The organism is Streptomyces specialis (assembly GCF_001493375.1).
Taxonomy (GTDB): Bacteria; Actinomycetota; Actinomycetes; order Streptomycetales; family Streptomycetaceae; genus Streptomyces; species Streptomyces specialis.
In genome coordinates this window covers 55,941-74,819 of the sequence record NZ_LN929893.1, presented here as the reverse complement: position 1 = coordinate 74,819, position 18,879 = coordinate 55,941, and the positions used below count along the sequence as shown (strand labels likewise).

General features: G+C 76.6%; 8 protein-coding genes and 4 pseudogenes. 9 read left to right on the top strand and 3 right to left on the bottom strand.

From position 1 onward, the window contains the following. The first annotated feature begins 331 nt into the window (after positions 1-331). Together BN2279_RS10085 and BN2279_RS10080 are read left to right on the top strand one after the other, a co-directional pair. Positions 332-2,276: pseudogene (locus BN2279_RS10085) on the top strand (protein kinase domain-containing protein). A gap of 24 nt (positions 2,277-2,300) precedes the next feature. After that, entirely contained in the window at positions 2,301-2,798 is a 498-nt protein-coding gene (locus tag BN2279_RS10080) for a hypothetical protein (RefSeq protein ID WP_059008366.1), read from the top strand. A 37-nt stretch (positions 2,799-2,835) separates the two neighbouring features. On the opposite strand, the gene BN2279_RS10075 is transcribed toward BN2279_RS10080, so the two are convergent. After that, positions 2,836-3,978, bottom strand: a complete 1,143-nt coding sequence (locus tag BN2279_RS10075) for an aminoglycoside phosphotransferase family protein (protein WP_059008365.1) — start codon at positions 3,976-3,978, stop codon at positions 2,836-2,838. A gap of 248 nt (positions 3,979-4,226) precedes the next feature. Between BN2279_RS10075 and BN2279_RS10070 the strand changes: the two genes are divergently transcribed. After that, positions 4,227-5,687: a DNA-binding protein NsdB gene (locus BN2279_RS10070; protein ID WP_059008364.1), complete on the top strand. Its 1,461-nt coding sequence runs from the start codon at positions 4,227-4,229 to the stop codon at positions 5,685-5,687. Between the two features lie 954 nt (positions 5,688-6,641). Here the strand turns inward: BN2279_RS10070 and BN2279_RS29870 are convergent. Continuing rightward, a pseudogene (locus BN2279_RS29870) lies at positions 6,642-8,184 on the bottom strand (PP2C family protein-serine/threonine phosphatase). Positions 8,185-8,428: 244 nt separating this feature from the next. Here BN2279_RS29870 and BN2279_RS10060 point away from each other — a divergent pair. From BN2279_RS10060 to BN2279_RS31175, 4 genes and pseudogenes are all read left to right on the top strand, one after another. Continuing rightward, positions 8,429-9,865, top strand: a complete 1,437-nt coding sequence (locus tag BN2279_RS10060; RefSeq protein ID WP_059008362.1) for a hypothetical protein — start codon at positions 8,429-8,431, stop codon at positions 9,863-9,865. Positions 9,866-9,964: 99 nt separating this feature from the next. Further along, positions 9,965-11,135: pseudogene (locus tag BN2279_RS10055) on the top strand (glycosyltransferase). Between the two features lie 32 nt (positions 11,136-11,167). Further along, positions 11,168-12,412 carry a glycosyltransferase gene (locus tag BN2279_RS10050; protein ID WP_059008704.1) on the top strand — a complete coding sequence of 415 codons (1,245 nt, stop codon included), beginning with the start codon at positions 11,168-11,170 and terminating at the stop codon, positions 12,410-12,412. Next, a pseudogene (locus BN2279_RS31175) lies at positions 12,409-12,924 on the top strand (SGNH/GDSL hydrolase family protein); the annotation flags it as partial. The gene BN2279_RS10050 and the pseudogene BN2279_RS31175, both read left to right, overlap by 4 nt. A gap of 568 nt (positions 12,925-13,492) precedes the next feature. Here the strand turns inward: BN2279_RS31175 and BN2279_RS10045 are convergent. Then, positions 13,493-13,957, bottom strand: coding sequence for a Crp/Fnr family transcriptional regulator (locus BN2279_RS10045; RefSeq protein ID WP_059008361.1), 465 nt, complete (start codon positions 13,955-13,957; stop codon positions 13,493-13,495). 201 nt (positions 13,958-14,158) lie between these two features. On the opposite strand from BN2279_RS10045, the gene BN2279_RS10040 reads away from it, so the two are divergent. Both BN2279_RS10040 and BN2279_RS10035 read left to right on the top strand, forming a co-directional pair. Continuing rightward, positions 14,159-16,636, top strand: coding sequence for a SpoIIE family protein phosphatase (locus BN2279_RS10040; protein ID WP_159037186.1), 2,478 nt, complete (start codon positions 14,159-14,161; stop codon positions 16,634-16,636). 10 nt (positions 16,637-16,646) lie between these two features. Continuing rightward, on the top strand, positions 16,647-18,707 hold the full coding sequence (locus tag BN2279_RS10035; RefSeq protein ID WP_059008360.1) for a SpoIIE family protein phosphatase: 2,061 nt from the start codon (positions 16,647-16,649) through the stop codon (positions 18,705-18,707). Positions 18,708-18,879: the final 172 nt, after the last annotated feature.

The following is an 18,879-nucleotide window of genomic DNA, read 5'->3' as shown; positions in this document are numbered from 1 at the left end:
CGCCCACACGAACGGACGGGCAATACTCGCACATACCGCGAACCCGCACTGTTGCCGCAGGGCAACTGTGTGGTCCGCAGCGAGGCTACCGCACCAGGTGAGGCCGGTGGCCCGTCTCCGCCCATCGTCCGCCCCCCGGTCCGTCACCCGGCAGGGTGAACTCCGAAAGGCCGGGGGAAGTCACTTTTCCCGCCGGTTGGCATAAGAACGTCCGTTGCTGGAAGCCATACTGGGAAGACCCGGGAAGACTTGGGTAGACCGGAAGGACTGAACAGCCGGCGGGAAGCCGGTGGGGGCGGGAGAAGCCGGACGACGGGGGCGAGAGATCGACATGGCCGCACGCACGCTCATCCACGGCCGCTACCACCTGCTCGAACTCATCGGGCGCGGTGGCATGGGCGAGGTCTGGCGGGCCCGCGACGAGGCACTGGACCGGCGGGTCGCCGTCAAGTGCCTGAAACCGCTGGGCACGCGGCAGGAGGAGCCGTTCCTGCGCGCCCTGCGCGAGCGCTTCCGGCGCGAGGGCCGGATGGCCGCCGCGCTCCAGCACCGGGGCATCACCGTGGTGCACGACTTCGGCGAGGCCGACGGCGTTCTGTATCTCGTGATGGAGCTGCTCGACGGCCACAACCTCAGCCAGTTGCTGCACGAGCGCCGGCCCGACCCGCTGTCCGTCGAGGAGATCGCCGACATCGCGGACCAGGTCGCCGCCGCCCTCGCCTACACCCACGAGCAGGGCATCATCCACCGCGACCTGAAGCCGGCCAACGTGATGCGGCTGACGGACGGCACCGTGAAGATCTGCGACTTCGGCATCGCCAGGCTCGCCCAGGACATCGGGCTCAGCGCCAAGCTCACCTCCGCGGGCATGGCCATGGGCACTCCGCACTACATGTCGCCCGAGCAGATCGCGGGCCTGGCCGTGGACCACCGCAGCGACCTGTACTCGCTGGGCTGCGTCCTGTACGAGATCGCCACCGGCGCCCCGCCGTTCGACCTCGGCGACCCCTGGGCCATCCCCGTCTCTCATACAAATCTGACGCTGCCGACGCGGCCCCCCGGGGGGTCGTGGCGCGGCGGGGCGGCGCCGTGCGCGGGCGCGCCCCGGGCGCCCCGCCGTTCGACCGCGGCGACCCCGGGGCCGTCCTCGTCGGGCAGGGCGGGGCGGCGGGCGCGCCCGCCGCCCCGAACTGCCCGAGGCGATGGAGGAGTTCATCCTCGCGCTCCTCGCCAAGGACCCCGGCGACCGGCCCGAGGACGCCGCCGGGCGCGCCCGCGCCCTGGTCGCGGCCGGGCGCGGCGGCACGCTCACCGTGCGGGTGCCCGCCCAGCGCCCGGCCGAGCGGCTGCCGGACTGGACGCGCGGCATGCGGGCCGGGTCCCGCGCCAGCGGCTCCTGGTCGCTGCGGCTGTCGCCGCCGGACCGGTCGGCCGGGCTGACCGGCCAGTGGACCACCGGCGTGCCGGGGGCCACCGTCGCGCGGCTGCCCGCCGAGGGCCCGGGCCCCGCCCCCGAGTACCTGGCGGTGCCGGCCAGCCGGCACCGCGCCGGGCCCAGCCTGGGCCGCCTCGGCCGCTGGGAGGAGGCGTACGACGTGCCCCGCGCCGTCGCCGCCGAGGGGGAGGGCGCGCTCGGCGCGGACCACCCGGAGACCCTGGACAGCCGCTTCGAGGCCGCCTACGCGCTGGGCCGCCTCGGCCGCTGGGAGGAGGCCCTCGACGGCTACCTGCGGGTCGCCGAGGCCAGGGCCCGCACCCTCGGCCCCGACCACCCGGCCACCCTCGACGCCCGCTACGACGCGGGCGTGAGCCTCGGCCGGCTGGGCCGCCCCGCCGAGGCCCTCGCCCTCTACACCGACCTCGTCACCGCCAGGTCCGCCGCCCAGGGCCCGGACCACCCCGAGACGCTGCGCGCGCGGCACGGCCGCGGCGTCAGCCTGGGCCGGCTCGGCCGCTGGGAGGAGGCGCTGTCCGAGGCCAGGGAGGTCTGGGCGGCCCGCGCCCGCCTGCTGGGCGCCGACCACGCCGACACCCTGGTCAGCCGCCGCGAGATCGCCGTCGCGCTGGGCTGGCTCGACCGGTGGGAGGAGGCCCTGGAGGAGCACCGGCAGGTGCGGTCGGCCCGGGAGCGGGTCCTCGGCCCCGGCCACCCGGACGCGCTGGCCAGCCGCAACGACGAGGCGCACTGCCTGGAGCAGCTCGGCAGGTCCCTGGAGGCCGTCGAACTGTACCGCCAGGTGGCCACCCTGCGGGACCGTCCGGCGGCGGAGCGCTGAGGCCGCCGGACGTACCATGGCGGCATGTCGTTTCTCCGCCGCCGCAACGCCGCTTCACCCGCCGGCCCCGACTTCGACGTGCTGGCCATGGACCCGGGCGACTGGCCCGGAGTGCTCGGCGCCGGGCTGCTCCCGGCGCCGGACGGAAGCTGCCAGGGCGTGGTGCTGCGGTACGACCTGTTCGGCGGACGCGGCCCGGCGATGGTCATCGGCAATCTGCCGGCGGGCTCCCCGGCCCGGGACGTGGCCGACGGCGAGGTGCCGTTCGAGGTGCACCAGCTCCTCGCGGCGCTGGAGATCGACGAGGACATCCAGGTCACCGGCACCGAGGAGACCCCGGTCATGCACGACGGGAGCCTGCTCATCGTGCGCCGCGTGCTGTGTTCCGAGGGCCGGATCTCCTGCGTCCAGTTCGACCGGAACGACGGCGTGCTCGTCACCATCGCGAGCTGGGACCGGCCGATCACGGACGAGCTCTACCAGCTCCTGAAGCCGCTCCCGGCGGAGATGTTCCAGCGCTGACCCGGCCGGCCGCCCCGGCCGGCCAGGGCCCGCGCGCTCACCGCGTGCCCACCGCCGTGCGGACGGCGTGGCGGGCCAGCGCCCAGTCCTCGTGCAGCCGCCGCAGCCGCAGCCGCTGCTCCTCGCCGTAGGCCAGCGGGCCGCCCGGCCCGTCGGCCCCGGCCGCCCGCGGCACGTCCGGATGGCGCATCGCCCGTCGCACCGCGTTCTCGCAGCGGCGGATCTCCCGGGTGAGCACCAGCATCAGATTGACCAGGAAGGCGTCCCGCCCGGGAACGCCCGCCGTGTGCGCCGCCTGGCTGATGTGCCGCCGGGTCAGCGGCGCGTCGCCCACCGAGGCCCACAGCGTCGCCAGGTCGTACCCCGGCAGATACCAGCCGGCCGCGTCCCAGCCCAGGAGCACCGGACCGGCCGGCGCCAGCAGCACGCTCGCCGGGGTGACCGCGCCGTGACAGAACTGCCGGGGCGGCTCCCGCCGGCCGACGCGCCCGGTCAGCCCGTGCAGCAGCGTCTTCAGATCGCTCAGGTCCCGGTCGGTGAGGAGCCCCAGCGTGTGGTAACGCGCCAGCACCGCCGGGTAGTTGATCATCCTGGGGAACATCCGCGCGGGCGGGCGCCACGTGTTGAGCCGGCACACCACGGCCAGCGCCGCCCGTAGCTCGGCGGGCGACGCCCCGGACCCGGGCCCGGCCGCACCGTGGACCGGCGCCCGGCCGGAGGCCGCGCGGCGCCCGGCGATGAACTCGGTGACCAGCGTGCAGCCGTGCGGGTCGTCGGCGATCAGCCCCGGCACCCGCACCGGCGGCCGGTACCGCACGAAGCCGCGGTACGCCGCTATCTCGCGCCGGATGCGTTCCGCCCCGCCCCCGGCCGGGTCCAGCAGACGCTTCGCGACCGCCGCGCGCCGGCCGGTGGTCCCGATGAACGTCACCGAGTCCCCGGCGTCCCGCAGCACCCGCGCCGGGGCGAACTCCGGGCAGATCTCGTGCACGGCGGACAGCGCGGCGCGCAGCCGGTCGCCCCGCGCGCCCGAGAGGTCCAGCCGGCCCGCGGCGGGCGGCGGACCGTTCCGGCGGGGACGGCGGGAGACCCGCTCGTCCGCGCCGGCGACGGCCGCGGCGGGCCGGACGCCCGGCCGTTGCCGCTGCCTGGCGATCACGGGGGAGGGTGCTGGATACATAGGCGGGCATGGTCCCTTCGTGTGCAGGAAGGTGCCGGAAGGTTCATGGCGCACCCGGGCCGGACAGACCTCCTGGACACCCTGGGGAAATGCCGGAAGGTCACCCGGTCCCGGGTGGCGCGACGTCTACACCACTCCCTCGCGCGGGTGGCACACCATCTGGCGTGCCCTGGCGAACCATGGCGAATCGCCATGCGGCCGTTGCGCGGCGGTTACTGTCAACTCAGCCGAGATCCTGGGGGCTTGACGTGAGCAGGGGACCCAACACCCGACTCGAGGACTTGTTCAGACTCGCCGGCTGGTCCAAGGGGGAACTCGCCCGGCTGGTCAACCGCCAGGCGGCGGCCCAGGGCTATCCGCAGCTCGCCACGGACACCTCCCGGGTGCGGCGGTGGATCGACGTGGGCGAGACCCCGCGCGATCCGGTGCCCGAGGTGCTGGCGACCCTGTTCACCGAGCGACTCGGCCGTGTCGTGACCATCGAGGACCTCGGGTTGCGCCGGTCAGGGGACGCGGGGACAAGGCCGTCCGTGCATGGACTGCCGTGGGCGCCCCGGCGGACGGCCGCGGTCCTCACCGAATTCACGGGAATGGACCTCATGCTCAACCGACGCGGCATGGTGGGCGCGGGCGTTGCGCTCGCCGCGGGATCCGCACTCAGCGATGCCATGCACGACTGGCTCCGGGCCGCTCCGGCCCGCGACGCCGCCTCCCCCCACGACCCCCCGACCTCGGCCGACCCCGCCGGTTTCGACCGGTACGAGGCCGCGCCCGTCGGCGCGGAGGAGATCGAGGCCCTGGAGCACTCGGTCGAGATCTTCCGCGCCTGGGACGCCTCCCGGGGCGGCGGGCTCCAGCGCAAGGCCGTGGTCGGCCAGCTCAACGAGGTGGGCGGCATGCTCGCCTACCGGCACCCGGACAGCCTCCAGCGCCGGCTGTGGGGCGTGGCGGCCGACCTCGCGGTGCTCGCCGGCTGGATGTCCCACGACATCGGGATGGAGCCGACCGCCCAGAAGTACTTCGTGATCGCCGCGCACGCCGCCCGGGAGGGCGGCGACCGGCCCCGCGCGGGCGAGGCGCTGTCCCGCGCCGCGCGGCAGATGGTGCACCTGGGGCGCCCCGACGACGCCCTCGACCTGCTGCGCCTGGCCAGGTCCGGCATGGACGACGCGGCGCTGCCGCGCACCCGCGCCATGCTGTGCACCATCGAGGCGTGGGCGCGCGGCGCGCTGGGCCAGGGGCAGGCGACCCGGCGGCTGCTGGGCGAGGCGGAGGAGCTGTTCGTCAGCGACCGGAACGACACCGCGCCACCCGGCTGGATGCGGATGTTCGACGAGGCGGACCTGTACGGCATGCAGGCCCTGGCCTACCGCACCCTCGCCGAGCACGAGCCCACCGCGGCCCGCCCGGCGCTGCGTCACGCCGAACAGGCCCTGGAACTGCGGATGGACGGGCGGCAGCGGTCGCGGATCTTCGACGAGATCACGGTCGCCTCCGCGTGCCTGATCGGCGACGACCCCGACCGGGCCGACCACCACGCCCGCCTCGCCCTGGCGGCCGTCGGGGAGAACTCCTCGCACCGCACGTGGGACCGGCTGCGCGACGTGCACCGCCTCACCGGCCCGTACGCGGGCGTGCCCCGGATCGACGCCCTGCGCCGCGACCTGTCCGACGCCCTCCCGGCACAGGCCGCGACCCGCCAGATCTGACCGGCCCCGCCCGCGGACCGTGCGCCTGTCTCACGCCGGTCGGACCCGCCGGGGAACGTCCCACGCCTCCCCGGCGCGGCCCGGACCCCGGCGGGTCCGACCAGCGCGGCTTGCCGTCGTGCGCCGGCGCGGAGGGGCGCGAACCGGCCGCGCGATGTGCGACCGCCTTACCGGCCGTACGGGGGCGTCGCCGGTCCCGACGCGCTGTGCGGTGTGCGCCTGCCCTGGCGGCCCGGCCCGTCCGCCGGGGTGCGCGGGGTGGCGTCCTGTGCCCGTACGGACGTCCGGGGTCGTTGGCCCGGTTCGGCGTGCTCCCGGCGTGGGCACACGGCGGGGCCGGGCGTTTCGGTCTGCCTGGCCGGGTGCGTGGTGCCGCGTGGTGAGGGCGGTTCGGGCCGGGACCGGCTGTGCGGTGTGCGTCCGTCCTGACGGTCGAGTCGCGGCGAGCCGAGCGCCCCGGCCCGTCCGCCGCGTACCGGCGTGAGCGGTTGCTCCACCGATGTGCACGTGGCGCACCCTGGTTCGACGCCCTCCCGGCACGGGCCGGAACGCGGCGGAAGCCGGGCGCGCTTCCGGCGTGGGCCGGGACTCGACGGTCCGGGGGTTCTGCCTGCCGCTGGGTGCGCGGTGTCCCTGTGCCGGTCCGCACGGGCGTGGTCGGGTTGGGCGCCGTTGCGCCCACGGGGCTGGTCGTTGTCGTCCCACGCCCGGGCCGGAACGCGGCGGGGCGGCTGCCCCGCCTGCCTGACGGGCGCTCAGCGTCCCTGTGCGGGCCCGCACCACAGGCGTGGTCCGGTCCGGAGTGGTGTCGGCGTGGGTCGGGACTCGACGGTCCGGGGGTTCGCCTGGCCGCTGGGCGCGCGGTGTCCCTGTGTCCGCCCGCACACGGGCGCGGTCCGCCCCGCCTGGCCGCCGGGTGTGCGGCGTCGCCGTGCCGGTTCGCGCGGGGGTGGGTCAGGGGCGGACGCGGGCCACCAGGACGCAGGCGTCGTCCCCGCGGCCCGTCTCGCCGCACGCGTCGATCACCACGCGCAGTGCCTCCAGCGCGCCCGCCGCCGCGGTGAGGCGGGGGGCCAGCGCGATCAGGCGCCGGGCGCCGCCGGGGCCGCCCCCGCCGTCCGGTGGGTTGTCCGAAAACAGACCGTCCGTGTGGAGGACCAGGACGTCGCCCGGCTCCAGCCGGTCGGCGCGCTGCTCGTAGACGGCGTCGGTGACGGCTCCCAGCAGTGTCATTCGCACCCCTCAGCCCGCTCCTCGCTGCTTCTTTGTCAGTGCGCCCGCCGCCCCCCGAAGCCACCCCTCTCCCCTCGGCCGGCGGCGTCAGATGGGTAAAAGAGCCAGGGCGGGGCAGGGCCCAGCCGGTGCCGCCCCGGCACAGCAGTGGCGCCGGGTGGCCCGCCTGTGCCCAGGTCAGGAGACGGCCGGCCGGTTCGTAGCGGCAGCACAGGGCGCTGGCCAGCACCGGGTGCGCGCCCCGGTCCAGGAGCTGGTTGAGGTGGCCGAGGAGCACCCCCGGCGCCGCGCCCGTCAGGGCGATGCCGCGGATGGCGCCCAGCGCCGTCGCCGTGCCGGCCGCCGCGGCGGGGCCGGGGCCGGACAGGGCGCCCACCGACAGCATCCGCCCGCCGTCCGTCAGCTCCAGCGCGTCGTACCACTTGCCGCTCATCGGGGAGCCGGCCCGCGCGGGCAGGTAGCGGGCCGCCAGTTCCAGCGACCCCGGCCTGCCCCCCGCCCGGCCCGGCTCGTGCGAGCCGAGCCACGGCGCCAGCGCCGAGTCCTCCAGGTCGATCGCCAGCCCGTGCCCGGCCCGCGCGACGCGCCGCTGCCGCCGCAGCTCCTCGCCGTCGCCGTCGCCGTCGCCGTCACCGTCGCCGCCCGCCCCGGAACCGGGCCGTTCCGGCGCCGTACCGCTGCGGCGCCCCTCGCTCACGTCGCGGATCATCGCCCACATCGCGACCGTCCCGCCGTGGTCGTCGAGCACCGGCTCGCCGGCCATCTGCACGGTCCGTTCGGAGCCGTCGGGGCGGTTGATGCGGAACTCGCAGTCCATGGGCCGCCCGTCGATCAGGCAGCCGGTGACCGCGGCCGTCAGCGCGGGCTGGTCCTCCGGCGGCAGGAACGACGGGAGCTGGTCCAGGGTGAGCGGACCCTCCCGGGCCGGCCTGCCGAAGATCGAGAACAGCTCCTCGGACCACACGACGCCGTCCGTCAGCAGGTTCCACTCGGCGCTGCCGATCCGCCCGCCCAGCCGGACCCTGCCCTCGGGCCCGGGCGCGGCCCTGAGCTGGTCGAGCTGCTCGCCGAAGTCCTCCAGGCGGAGCGCGGCCAGCTCCCACACCGCGCGCCGTATGCCGTGCCGGGCGCCGTCCGCCGACTCGCCGAGCCGTACGGCGTCGAGGTCGTCGCGGAGCCGGCGGGTCCGGGCGATCAGGTCGTCGAGCGTCGTCCCGGACGGAACGTCATTCGCGGGGTGTTCAGGGTTCTGGGAGGAGAGCATGGTGATCCCCGATACGGCGCGGTCGGGCGTGGGGGCACGTCCCAGCGGTGGCTGGGGGAGCCGGAGCGGCCCGGCTCGGACGACTCCAGACTGTTGCACAGCCTTCCCCGCTCGGTAAGAGATTCAGCCGCCCCGCGAGTGCGGTTCCCGGGGGGAAGGTGTAGAACCTCTGTCAACCGGCAAGGAGCCGCCCGGACGGGAAATCCCGTTGCCACCTGATCGCACGCGTCGGATGCTGACTCATATGTTCGCCAGCCCTACCGAAACAGACATAGCGCCCAGCGGGACCCTTCTCGGGCTCCTCCAGCGGGGGCGCGGTGACGGGTGGCTGCACGCTCTGGCGGCTCCCCGGGCGGCAGCCGTCGCCGCGCTCGACCACTGCGTACTGCACGACCCACGCCGGGACTGGCAGCTCGAACACCGCTCGCTCTACTACGCCCGGCTCTACGCGGAGCTGGGCGCCGGCCTCGACGCGATCGCCGGCCACCTCTTCCACCCCGACGACGCCGTCCGCCCCGAGGAGGAGCGCACCGGCCTCGCCCTGTCCGTCCTCGGACACCTCACCTCCTACGGGAACGGCGACGCGCCGCGCCTGCTGCGCCGGTACGCGGCCGAGGGCGCCAACTGGCGCTGGGCGCTCGACGAGCTCGCCGTCCGCGACGACGACGGCGCGCTGCGCGCCCTGGGGCCCCGCATCCTGGCGCGTTTCCCCCGCACCGAGGAGGGCGACGCGGCGCTGACCGCCGCCGTCCGCGACTCCTTCGAACCGCGCCCCTGGCGCCTGTGGGCCGAGGACCCGGTCCGCCCCGAGCAGCGTGCCCGCCTCGAACGGGCCCTGCGCGAAGGCGACTTCGACCGCTGGCAGCGGCAGCTCCGGCCGACCGGCCCGCAGCCGGGCTGGAGCGTGCGGGCCGTCCTGGACTGGGCGCGCGAGGGCTACGAACAGAATCCCCGGCAGTGGCGCGAGGCGTCCGCCGCCCGGTGCCTGGGCGCCGTGGCCGGCCCCGAGGACCGGCCCGAGCTGCTCGCCGCGGCGGCGGGCGGACAGCCGGCGGCCCGGGCCGCCGCGCTGCGTCACCTCGCCGAACGCGGCGACCCCGAGGTGTTCCCGCTGATCCGGGCCGCCGCCGCCTCCCCGGACCGGGACGTGGCCACGGCAGCGGGCACCGCGTTCTCCCGGATGCGCGGCCGTGCCGCCCTGACGCAGGCCCGGCGCTGGGCCGACCGCGACGACGAGCTGGGCGCGTGCGCCGCCGCCATGATCGCCGAGCGCGGCGAGCCCCGCGACGCGCCCCGGGTGCTCGCCGCCCTGCTCCGCACCGTGCGGGCGCACGGCAGCGACGCCAGGGAGCTGCGCCCGCTGGTCGAGGGCGCGGGCCGGCTCGCCGTCACCACCGCCGCGCCCGTGCTGCGGCACATCTACCGCGAGACGTCGTCCTCGCACCTGCGCGGTCACGCCGCGCGCGCCCTGGCGGTGACCGACCCGTCGTTCGGGTCCGGCTTCGCCGTCGAGTGCCTGTGGGACTGCGAGGAGGTTACCCGGGAGGTGGCCGCGCGGCACGCCGCCGTCCTCGACACCCGCGTCGTGGAGCGGCTGCGCCGCCTCGCCACCGACCCGGCCGAGCAGGCGGAGGTGCAGACGGCGGTCCGGGGCAGACTGGCCAGGCGCGCCGCGGGCTGAGGCGGCGGTGATGCTCATGGGACGTTTCCCGCACGGCTACGCGGATGTGGGCGGGGGAACCCCGGCGGCGGCGAGAACAGCCGTATGCGCACCTCCCCGATGCGAATCGTCCTCGTCACCGAGTCCTACCCTCCCGACGTCAACGGCGTGGCCCACTGCGCGCTCCAGACGGCCGCTCACCTGACGCGGCGCGGTCACCACCCGCTGGTCGTCGCCCCCGCTCCCGCTCCCGGCGTCCGCGTCCCCCACGCTGTCCCTTATACACATCCGCCGCATACACATCCGCCGACGGTGTAGATGTCGGTGGCCACCGTAGCACCCCCCGTCCTCGTCGTCGGCCGCTGCCGATGTGTATAAGAGCCCGCCCCCCAGCCGCAAGCTCGCCGCCGCCATCGCCGGGCACCGGCCCGACATCGTCCACCTCGCCAGCCCGTTCGTCCTGGGGGTGCGCGGCGCCGCTCTCGCCGCGCGCGCCGGGGTGCCGGCGGTGGCGGTGTACCAGACGGACCTGGCGGGGTACGCCCGTACGTACCTCGGCGCCGGTGAACTCGCCGCCTGGCGCCGCATCCGGGCCGTGCACAGCGCGGCCGACCTGACGCTCGCGCCCTCCACCGCGTCGCTGCGCGCCCTCGCGGAGCACGGCGTGCCCCGGACGGAGCTGTGGCCGCGCGGCGTGGACACCGCGCGGTTCCGGCCGGAGCTGCGCGACCCGTCGCTGCGGAGCGAGCTGGCGCCCGGCGGCGAGCTGCTCGTCGGCTACGTCGGCCGTCTCGCCCCCGAGAAGCACGTCGAGCTGCTCGCCGGGGCCGCCGCCCTGCCCGGCGTCCGGGTCGTGGTGGTCGGCGACGGGCCGAGCCAGACGGCGCTGCGCGCCGCGCTGCCCCGGGCCCGTTTCCTCGGCCGCCGCACCGGGGACGACCTGGCCCGCGTCTACGCCTCGCTGGACGTCTTCGCGCACACCGGGCCGTTCGAGACGTTCTGCCAGACCGTGCAGGAGGCGCAGGCCAGCGGTGTCGCCACGGTCGCCCCCGCCGTCGGCGGGCCGCTGGACCTGATCGACCACGGCCGCACCGGGCTGCTCGTCGCGCCACGCGACCCCGGCGCCCTGCGGGAGGCCGTCCGCGTGCTGCGCGACGACCCCGCGCTGCGCGCCGCGCTCGGCCGCGCCGGGCGGGCCGCCGTCGAGGACCGCACCTGGGAGGCCGTCGGCGACCAGCTCCTGGAGCACTACGCCCGCGTCCGGCACGAGCGGGCGGTGGCCGTACGGTGAGCGCGCCCGTCAGCGACTCGGTGAACGCCTTCATGAACGGCCCCGACGACCCCACCGGGAGTCCCGGGCGCGCCGGGGGGCTGCGCATCGTCCGTCTCGCGAACTTCGTCACGCCCTCCTCCGGCGGGCTGCGCACCGCGCTGCGCGAACTGGGCGCGGGCTACCTGGCGGCCGGGCACGATCCGGTGCTGATCGTCCCCGGCGAGCGGGAGAGCGACACGCGCACCGGGCAGGGCCGCGTGATCACCCTGCCCGGCCGCGTGGTGCCCGGCACCGGCGGCTACCGGGTGCTCACCGACCGGCGGCGGCTGGCGGCGCTGCTGGCCGCGCTGGCCCCCGACCGGCTGGAGGTCTCCGACCGCACGACGCTGCGCTGGACGGGGGCGTGGGCCCGGCGCCACCGGGTCCCGGCGGTGATGGTCTCCCACGAGAGCGTGGACGGCGTGCTGGCCACCTGGGGTCTGCCCGGCGGACTGTGCCGCGGGGCCGCGGACCGGCTCAACCTCCGCACGGCGCACGCCTACACCCGGGTGGTGTGCACGACGGAGTGGGCGGCCCGGGAGTTCCAGCGGGTGGGGGCGCGCAACGTGGTGCGCGCGCCGCTCGGCGTGGACCTGCGCCGCTGCCGGCCCGGGCTGCGCGACGCGGAACTGCGCCGGAAGCTGGCCGGGGACGCCCGGGTCCTGCTGGTGATGTGCTCGCGGCTCTCCCCGGAGAAGCGCCCCGGGCTCGCCCTCGACGCGCTCGGCGAACTGCTGCGGCGCGGCGTGGACGCCACCCTGGTGATCGCGGGCGAGGGCCCGCTGGGCGGGCGGCTGCGCGAACGGGCGCGGAGCGAGGACCTGCCCGTCCTGTTCGCCGGACACGTCGGCGACCCCGCCGACCTCGCCGTCCTCCAGGCGACCGCCGACATCGTGCTGGCGCCCGGCCCGGCCGAGACGTTCGGGCTGGCCGCGATGGAGGCGCTGGCGTGCGGCACGCCCGTGGTGGCCAGCTCCCGTTCGGCCGTGCCCGCGCTGCTCGGCGCGGCGGGCACCAGCGCCGACGGCGACGGCGACGGCGCGGCGTTCGCGGACGGTGTGTCGCGGCTGCTCGCCCGCCCCGAGGCGGCGCGCCGGGCGGCGGCCCGGGCGCGGGCGGAGCAGTTCCCGTGGAGCGCCGCCGTCGACGCGTTCCTCGCCGCCCTCGACGCGGCCCCGGCCGCGCGCGCCACCGCGGCCGGCACGGCCGCGGCACCGCGGCCCCGGGGCCCGGTGGCCGACGGCGGCGAACGATGAGCGGCGGCCCGCCCGACCGGTTCGCCGCCCTGGGCGACTCGCTCACCGAGGGACTCGGCGACGCCCTGCCCGGCGGCGGGTGGCGGGGCTTCGCCCCGCTGCTCGCCCCCCGGCTCGGCCCCGTGGACCGGCCCGTGCGCCTGGTCAACCTCGCCCGCAGCGGCGCCCGTACCGCCGACGCGGCCGGCGAGCAGCTCGCCGCGGCCCGTGCGCTGCGGCCCCGGTACGCCTCCGTCATCGTCGGCGGCAACGACACGCTGCGCGGCGCGTTCGACATCGGGGAGGCCGCCCGCGACCTCGACACGGTGATGGGCGCCCTGACGGCCGAGGGCGCGGTCGTGCTGACCGCCTGCCTGCCCGACCCGGGGCGCATGCTGCGTCTGCCGCGCGCCCTCGCACAGCCGCTCGCGCGGCGCATGCGGGCGCTCAACGACGTGGTGCACCACCTGTCGTGGCGCCACGGCGCGGTGCACGCGCACCTCGCCGACCACCCGCTGGTCGCCGACCGGGCCGCGTGGAGCGTGGACCGGCTGCACCCGTCCGAACTCGGGCACCGCCTGCTGGCCCGCGAGTTCCACGCCGCGCTGGCCGCCCGCGGCCTCGCCGCCGGGCCGCCGCCGGCCGCGACCCCCGACCGGCCGGCGCCCCGGCGCAGCGCGGGCGCCTGGTGGCTGGCGACGCGCGGGCCCCGCTGGGTCGCCGCCCGCTCCACCGACCTGCTGCCTGACCTGCTGCGGCTGGCCGCCGCCGAGACCCGGCACCGGCTGGCCGGCACCGGGGAGGCACTGGACCGCGCCGCCCGGGACGCCACGGTGGCCGCCCTGGCGACCCTGACCGCCCCCCCCGCCCCCACCGCCACGCCCCGTCTCTTTTACCCATCTGGCCCCCCCGGCGAAGATGACGATCGCGCGACCGACACAACCTCACCGCCGCTGACGCACGCCCCGCAGGTCGAGGTCTTCGACACGCCCCCGACCCAGGGCAGGTCACCCCCCCTCGCCGCCGACAGCGCCAGATGTGGATACGGGACGGCGCCGAACCCGTCTGACCGGCCGCCCGGCCGACAGGCCGGGCGGATCGTCAGATGGGCCCCTGCACCTGTCCCGCGTGCGGCGCGAACAGGTCGAGCAGCCGGGTCCGCGCCGCCCGCACCCGGTAGGCGAGGATCTCCGCGATCACCCGCAGCAGCGCGTAGCCGAACGCGGGGTCCTCGTCGCACACGGCCTGGACCGCCGCGCCCTCGAACTCGTACGCCCGCACCGGGCTCAGCGCCTCCGCGCCGAAGTCCCACTCGTAGGGCGGGAAGAGCCACGACCAGCCCAGCAGATCGCCCGTGGCGAGCGAGGAGACGCCCGTGGGCTTCGGACCGGCCAGCCGCAGATCCAGCGTGACCGTGCCGGAGCGGACGATCCAGAACCGGTCGGCCCGCCCCTTCTCCTCGAAGATCCGCTCGCCCTGGCCGAAGGAGACCTCCCGGGCGAGATCCATCAGCCGCTCGCGGTGGTCGGTGGGCAGGACCCGCAGCAGCCGCCGTGGTGCCGTCATCGCCGAGCCTCCTCCTGGCCGGGACATCGTTCGCCTTTCCTTCCATTTCCATTCCACCTCATTTCATCTCATATCACCGCATTCCACCTCCGGCCGATGCCCGCCCGCCTCCCGTGCCCGGCCGAGTCGCAGCCCGGGGCCGTCTCCGCGACAGTGGGGGAGGGGAGGGCCGCCGCCACCGGCCGGAGCCCGAGGAGGAACGTGAGCACGAGCCCGCATCCCGGCGACCTCGAACACCTGCCAGGCGGTCCGGCCGCCGTGCTGGTGCTCGACGCGCGCGGCGCGGTGGTGGCGTGCACCCGGGGCGTGGAGCGCGTGTTCCACAGGTCCGCCTCCCAGCTCCACGGGCGGCGGCTCGCCGGCCTGCTCGTCGAACCCGACGGGTGGCCGGACCTGGCCGAGCTGGCCGAACTGGGCGAGGCGGGCCACGGCACCGTCGCCCTGCGTCTGCCGGACGGCGGCACCGAACAGGTCCGGCTCGACGTGCTGCCCCTGCGGCCCGACGGAGGCCCCGGGCAGCTCGTGGCCGTCACCCCGGCCGCCGCCGCCCGGCTCCGGGAGGAGAACGACGGGCTGATCCGCGCGCTGTTCGCGCAGAGCGCCGTGGGACTGGCCATCCACGACGCCGACCTGCTCCTCACCCGCGTCAGCGTCCCGACCGAGGACGTGGCGGGGGACGACTGGGACCGGGGCGGGCCCCGCGAACCGTTCCCGCTCGGCGGCGTGCTCGTCGAGGAGGACGCGGCCGCGCTGCTGGACCGGCTGCGGGAGGTCGCCGCCACCGGCACCCCGGTGGTCAACCAGGAGCACAGCGCCCGCCTGCGGTCCGCCCCCGCCCACGAGCGCGTGGTGGCGCTCTCCGCCTTCCAGCTCCAGGACTCCGACGAGTGCCTCATCGGCGTCGCCGCCCTGTTCACCGACATCACCGAACAGCACCTGGCCCGCCGCCGGATCGCGCTGCTGCACGACGCGGCCCGGCGCATGGGCGGCTCCCTCGACGTCACCCGCAACGCCGAGGAACTGGCCCGCGTCCTCGTCCCCGCCTTCGCCGACCTGGCCGCCGTGGACCTGGCCGAGGCCGTCTTCTCCGGCGGCGACACCGGCGCGGTGCTGCTGGAGACCCCCGTCCTGCGCATCGCCGCCCTCGCCGCCGGACAGGAGTGGCCGGCGGACGTGCACCCGGCCGGAGCCGTCTTCCGGTCGCCCGGGTTCGCCGACGACGACCGGATGCACCGCGGCGGCGTGCTCAGGGACCCGGGACTGCCGGACATCCGGGCCCGCGCGGTCGGGCCGGACATCGCCGCCGAGGGCAGCCCGCAACCCCCGCCGACCGCCCTGCTGATGCCGCCCGCCGGAAGCGGCACCCGGATGGTCGTACCGCTCCACGCCCGGGGCCAGGTGCTCGGCGCCATCGCGCTGTGGCGCTCCGCCGACCGGCCCCCGTTCAACCGGGCCGACGCCGAGTTCGCCGAGGAGATCGGCACCCGGGCCGCCCTCAGCGTCGACAACGCCCGGCGCTACACCCGCGAGCACCGCACCCTGGAGACGCTCCAGCGCAGCCTGCTGCCCGAGCCCACGTTCGAGGTCAGCGCCGTACGGACGGCCGGCAGTTACGTCCCGGCCGGGACCGCCGCCGGGATCGGCGGAAGCTGGTACGACGTCATCCCGCTCTCCTCCGCCCGCGTCGCGTTCGTCATCGGCGACGTCGCCGAGCACGGCCTCAACGCCACCGCCACCATGGGCCGGCTGCGGACCGCCGTGCAGACCCTCGCCGACCTCGACATCGCCCCCGACGAACTGCTCACCCGCCTCGACGACCTGGCGATCCGGCTGGCCGACGTCGAACCGGCCCCCGGCGCCGGACGCGGCGGCGCCGTCGGCGCGACCTGCCTGTACTGCGTCTACGACCCGATCAGCGGCGAGTGCGCCATGGCCGGGGCGGGCCGCGTGCCGCCCGTGGTCGCCCGGCCCGGCGAGGGCGCCGAGGTCGTCGGCCTGAAGGCCGGGCCGCCGCTGGGCGTCGGCGGCAGCCCGTTCGAGACCGTGCGGCTCCGGCTCGACCCCGGCAGCTTCCTCGCCTTCTTCAGCGACGAACTCGTCACCCACGCCGGCGACCCGCCCGACGACGGCGGCGCGGCCAGGCGCCGCCGCCTGGCCGCGCTGTGCGCGCGGGTCGCCGACGGCGCGGCGGCCGGCGCCACCCCGGCCGCCGTCGGCCAGGGCGTGCTGGACGACCTGCTGCCCGGCCGGGCACCGGACAACGACGTGGCCCTGCTCGTCGCCCGCGTCGCGAGCCTCCCCGAGGGCGCCGTCGCCGACTGGCACTTCCCCGCCGAGCCCACGATCGTCGGCGAGGCCAGGGACCGCGTCCTCGCCCAGCTCAAGGACTGGGACCTGACGGAGAACATGTTCTCCACCGAACTCATCGTCAGCGAACTCGTCACCAACGCCATCCGCTACGCGGGCGGCCCCGTCGGCCTGCGCCTGATCAGGAACGAGACCCTGGTCTGCGAGGTGTCCGACCCCAGCGAGACCCAGCCGCCCCTGCGCCGCGCCCGCCCCACCGACGAGGGCGGCCGGGGCCTGTTCCTGGTCGCCCAGCTCGCCCACCGCTGGGGCAGCCGCTACACCGCCTCCGGCAAGACCATCTGGACCGAGCAGCTCCTGGACCAGGGATAGGGCGGCGCCGATGGCCGACCACGCGCCGACGCGACCCTCGGGCCTGGGCGCCACACCGGGCGGGCTGCTGGACGAGGTGCGGGTCGCCGTCCTCGTCCTGGACGGCGCCGGCGGCATCGAGCTGGGGAGTCCGGAGGCGGAGGCCCTCTTCGGCCACCGGGCCGAGGACGTCCTCGGCCGCCGCGCCGCCGACGTCCTGGCGCCCGACCGGCAACGGGACGCCGTGGAACGCTGCTTCGAACGGACCTGGACGGGCGGCGCGTGGACCGGGGTCGTGCCCGTGCGGTGCGCCGACGGCACGGTCCGCCGGGTCGAGTTCCGCGGCCGGCGCCTGAACGACCCGCACGGCGCGCCGTTGATCCTCGCCCACGCCGCCGACACCGCGACCCTGCGGCGCCTGGAGATCGACCTCGCGCTGTCGCTCAGCCTGATCAACCAGTCCCCGGTCGGACTGGCGCTGTTCGACACCGACCTGCGCTGGCTGCGCGTCAACCCCGCGCTGGAACGCATCAACGGCCTGCCCGCCGAAGCCCTCCTCGGCCGCCGCTACGGCGACGTGCTCAGCGCCACCGACGTCGCCGGGATCGAGGCGGCCATGCGGCACGTCCTGGAGACCGGCGAGCCGCTGATCGACCAGCGCACCCCCGGCCGCACCCCCGCCGACCCGCAGCGCGACCACGTCTGGTCCGTCTCCTACTACCGCGTCGACGACCAGGCCGGCCGCACCATCGGCGTGGGCAGCTCCGCCATCGACGTCACCGAACGCCAGCGCGCCGACGCCGAGATCGCCGCCGCGCGCGAACGGCTCGCCGGCATCGCCGACGCCGGCACCCGCATCGGCACCACCCTCGACCTGCCGCGCACCGCCCGCGAACTCGCCGAGGTCGTCGTGCCGCGACTGGCCGACCTCGCCGCCGTGGACGTCCTCGACGCGGTGCTGGGCGGCGAGACGGCGCCCCCCGTACAGGCCGACGGCTCCGCGCTGTTCCGCGCCCTGGCCGTCGCCGCCGGGCAGGGCACCGACGCCGGACGGACCGCGTACCGGATCGGCGAGACCGACTCCTACGGCCCGTTCCGCACCATCACCCAGTGCGTCCGCGAGGCCAGACCCATCCTGCTGGCCCGGCTGCACGCCCCGGCGCTGCGTCACATCGCCAGGAACGAGGAGGCCGCCCGGGTCTTCGCCGGCGTCGGCGTCCACTCCTACCTCGCCGTCCCCCTCACCGCCCGCGGCGAGGTACTCGGCACCCTCAGCCTGTGCCGCACCCGCAATCCGCGCCCGTTCGACGAACAGGACGTCGCCCTCGCCACCGAACTCGCCGCCCGCGCCGCCATCAGCGTCGACAACGCCCGCCTCTACGGCCGGGAACGCGCCACCGCGCTCACCCTCCAGCGCAGCCTCCTGCCCCGCCTGCCGCGCGACCGCCCCGGCATCGACATCGCCTGCCGCTACCTCCCGGCCGTCAGCGAGGTCGGCGGCGACTGGTTCGACGTGCTCCAGCTCGGCGGCGACCGGGTGGGCCTGGTCGTGGGCGACGTCATGGGCAAGGGCGTCCGCGCCGCCGCCATCATGGGCCAGCTCCGCTCCACCATCCGCGCGCTGGCCCTCCTCGACCTGCCGCCCGGCGAACTCCTCAGCCACCTCGACGGCATCGCCACCTCCCTCGGCGACTCCATCGCCACCTGCGTCTACGCCGTCTGGGAACCGCGCGACGGCTGGTGCGAGATGTCCAGCGCCGGGCACCTGCCGCCGGTCCTCGTCGGCCCCGACGGCACCGCCGAACTCCTCGACCTGCCCAACGCCGTGCCGCTCGGCGTCGGCGGCGTCCCCTTCGTCACCGAACGGCGCCGCCTGCCACCCGGCAGCACCGTCGCCCTGTACACCGACGGCCTGGTCGAGGAACGCGGCACCTCCCTCGACGTCGGCCTGCGCGCCATGACGCGGCTGCTGGCCGGCGCGCCCCGGCCGCTGGAGGAGACCTGCGACGCGATCCTCGGCGGCCTGCGCCGCACCACCCCCGAGGACGACGTCGCCCTGCTCCTGGCCCGCACCCACCGGCCGGACCGCTGACGGCCCCTCACCGGGCCGCCGGCACGGCCCCGCCCGCCGGCGGCGGACCGGCGTTGTCGGTGGCACCGCCTAATGTTGTGCCCCGTGACCGCACCACCCAGCCCTCCCTCTTCTACACATCTAACCCTGCCGCCCCCCATCCGATATGAACACGTGCCGTTCGCACCGTCGC

What these genes read in the sequence shown, in the direction of transcription:
- BN2279_RS10060 (WP_059008362.1), top strand. Translation starts at nt 8,429, where the DNA reads ATGTTCGCCAGCCCTACCGAAACAGACATAGCGCCCAGCGGGACCCTT.
- BN2279_RS10035 (WP_059008360.1), top strand. Translation starts at nt 16,647, where the DNA reads ATGGCCGACCACGCGCCGACGCGACCCTCGGGCCTGGGCGCCACACCG.
- BN2279_RS10045 (WP_059008361.1), bottom strand. Translation starts at nt 13,957, where the DNA reads ATGACGGCACCACGGCGGCTGCTGCGGGTCCTGCCCACCGACCACCGC.
- BN2279_RS10050 (WP_059008704.1), top strand. Translation starts at nt 11,168, where the DNA reads ATGAACGGCCCCGACGACCCCACCGGGAGTCCCGGGCGCGCCGGGGGG.
- BN2279_RS10080 (WP_059008366.1), top strand. Translation starts at nt 2,301, where the DNA reads ATGTCGTTTCTCCGCCGCCGCAACGCCGCTTCACCCGCCGGCCCCGAC.
- BN2279_RS10075 (WP_059008365.1), bottom strand. Translation starts at nt 3,978, where the DNA reads ATGTATCCAGCACCCTCCCCCGTGATCGCCAGGCAGCGGCAACGGCCG.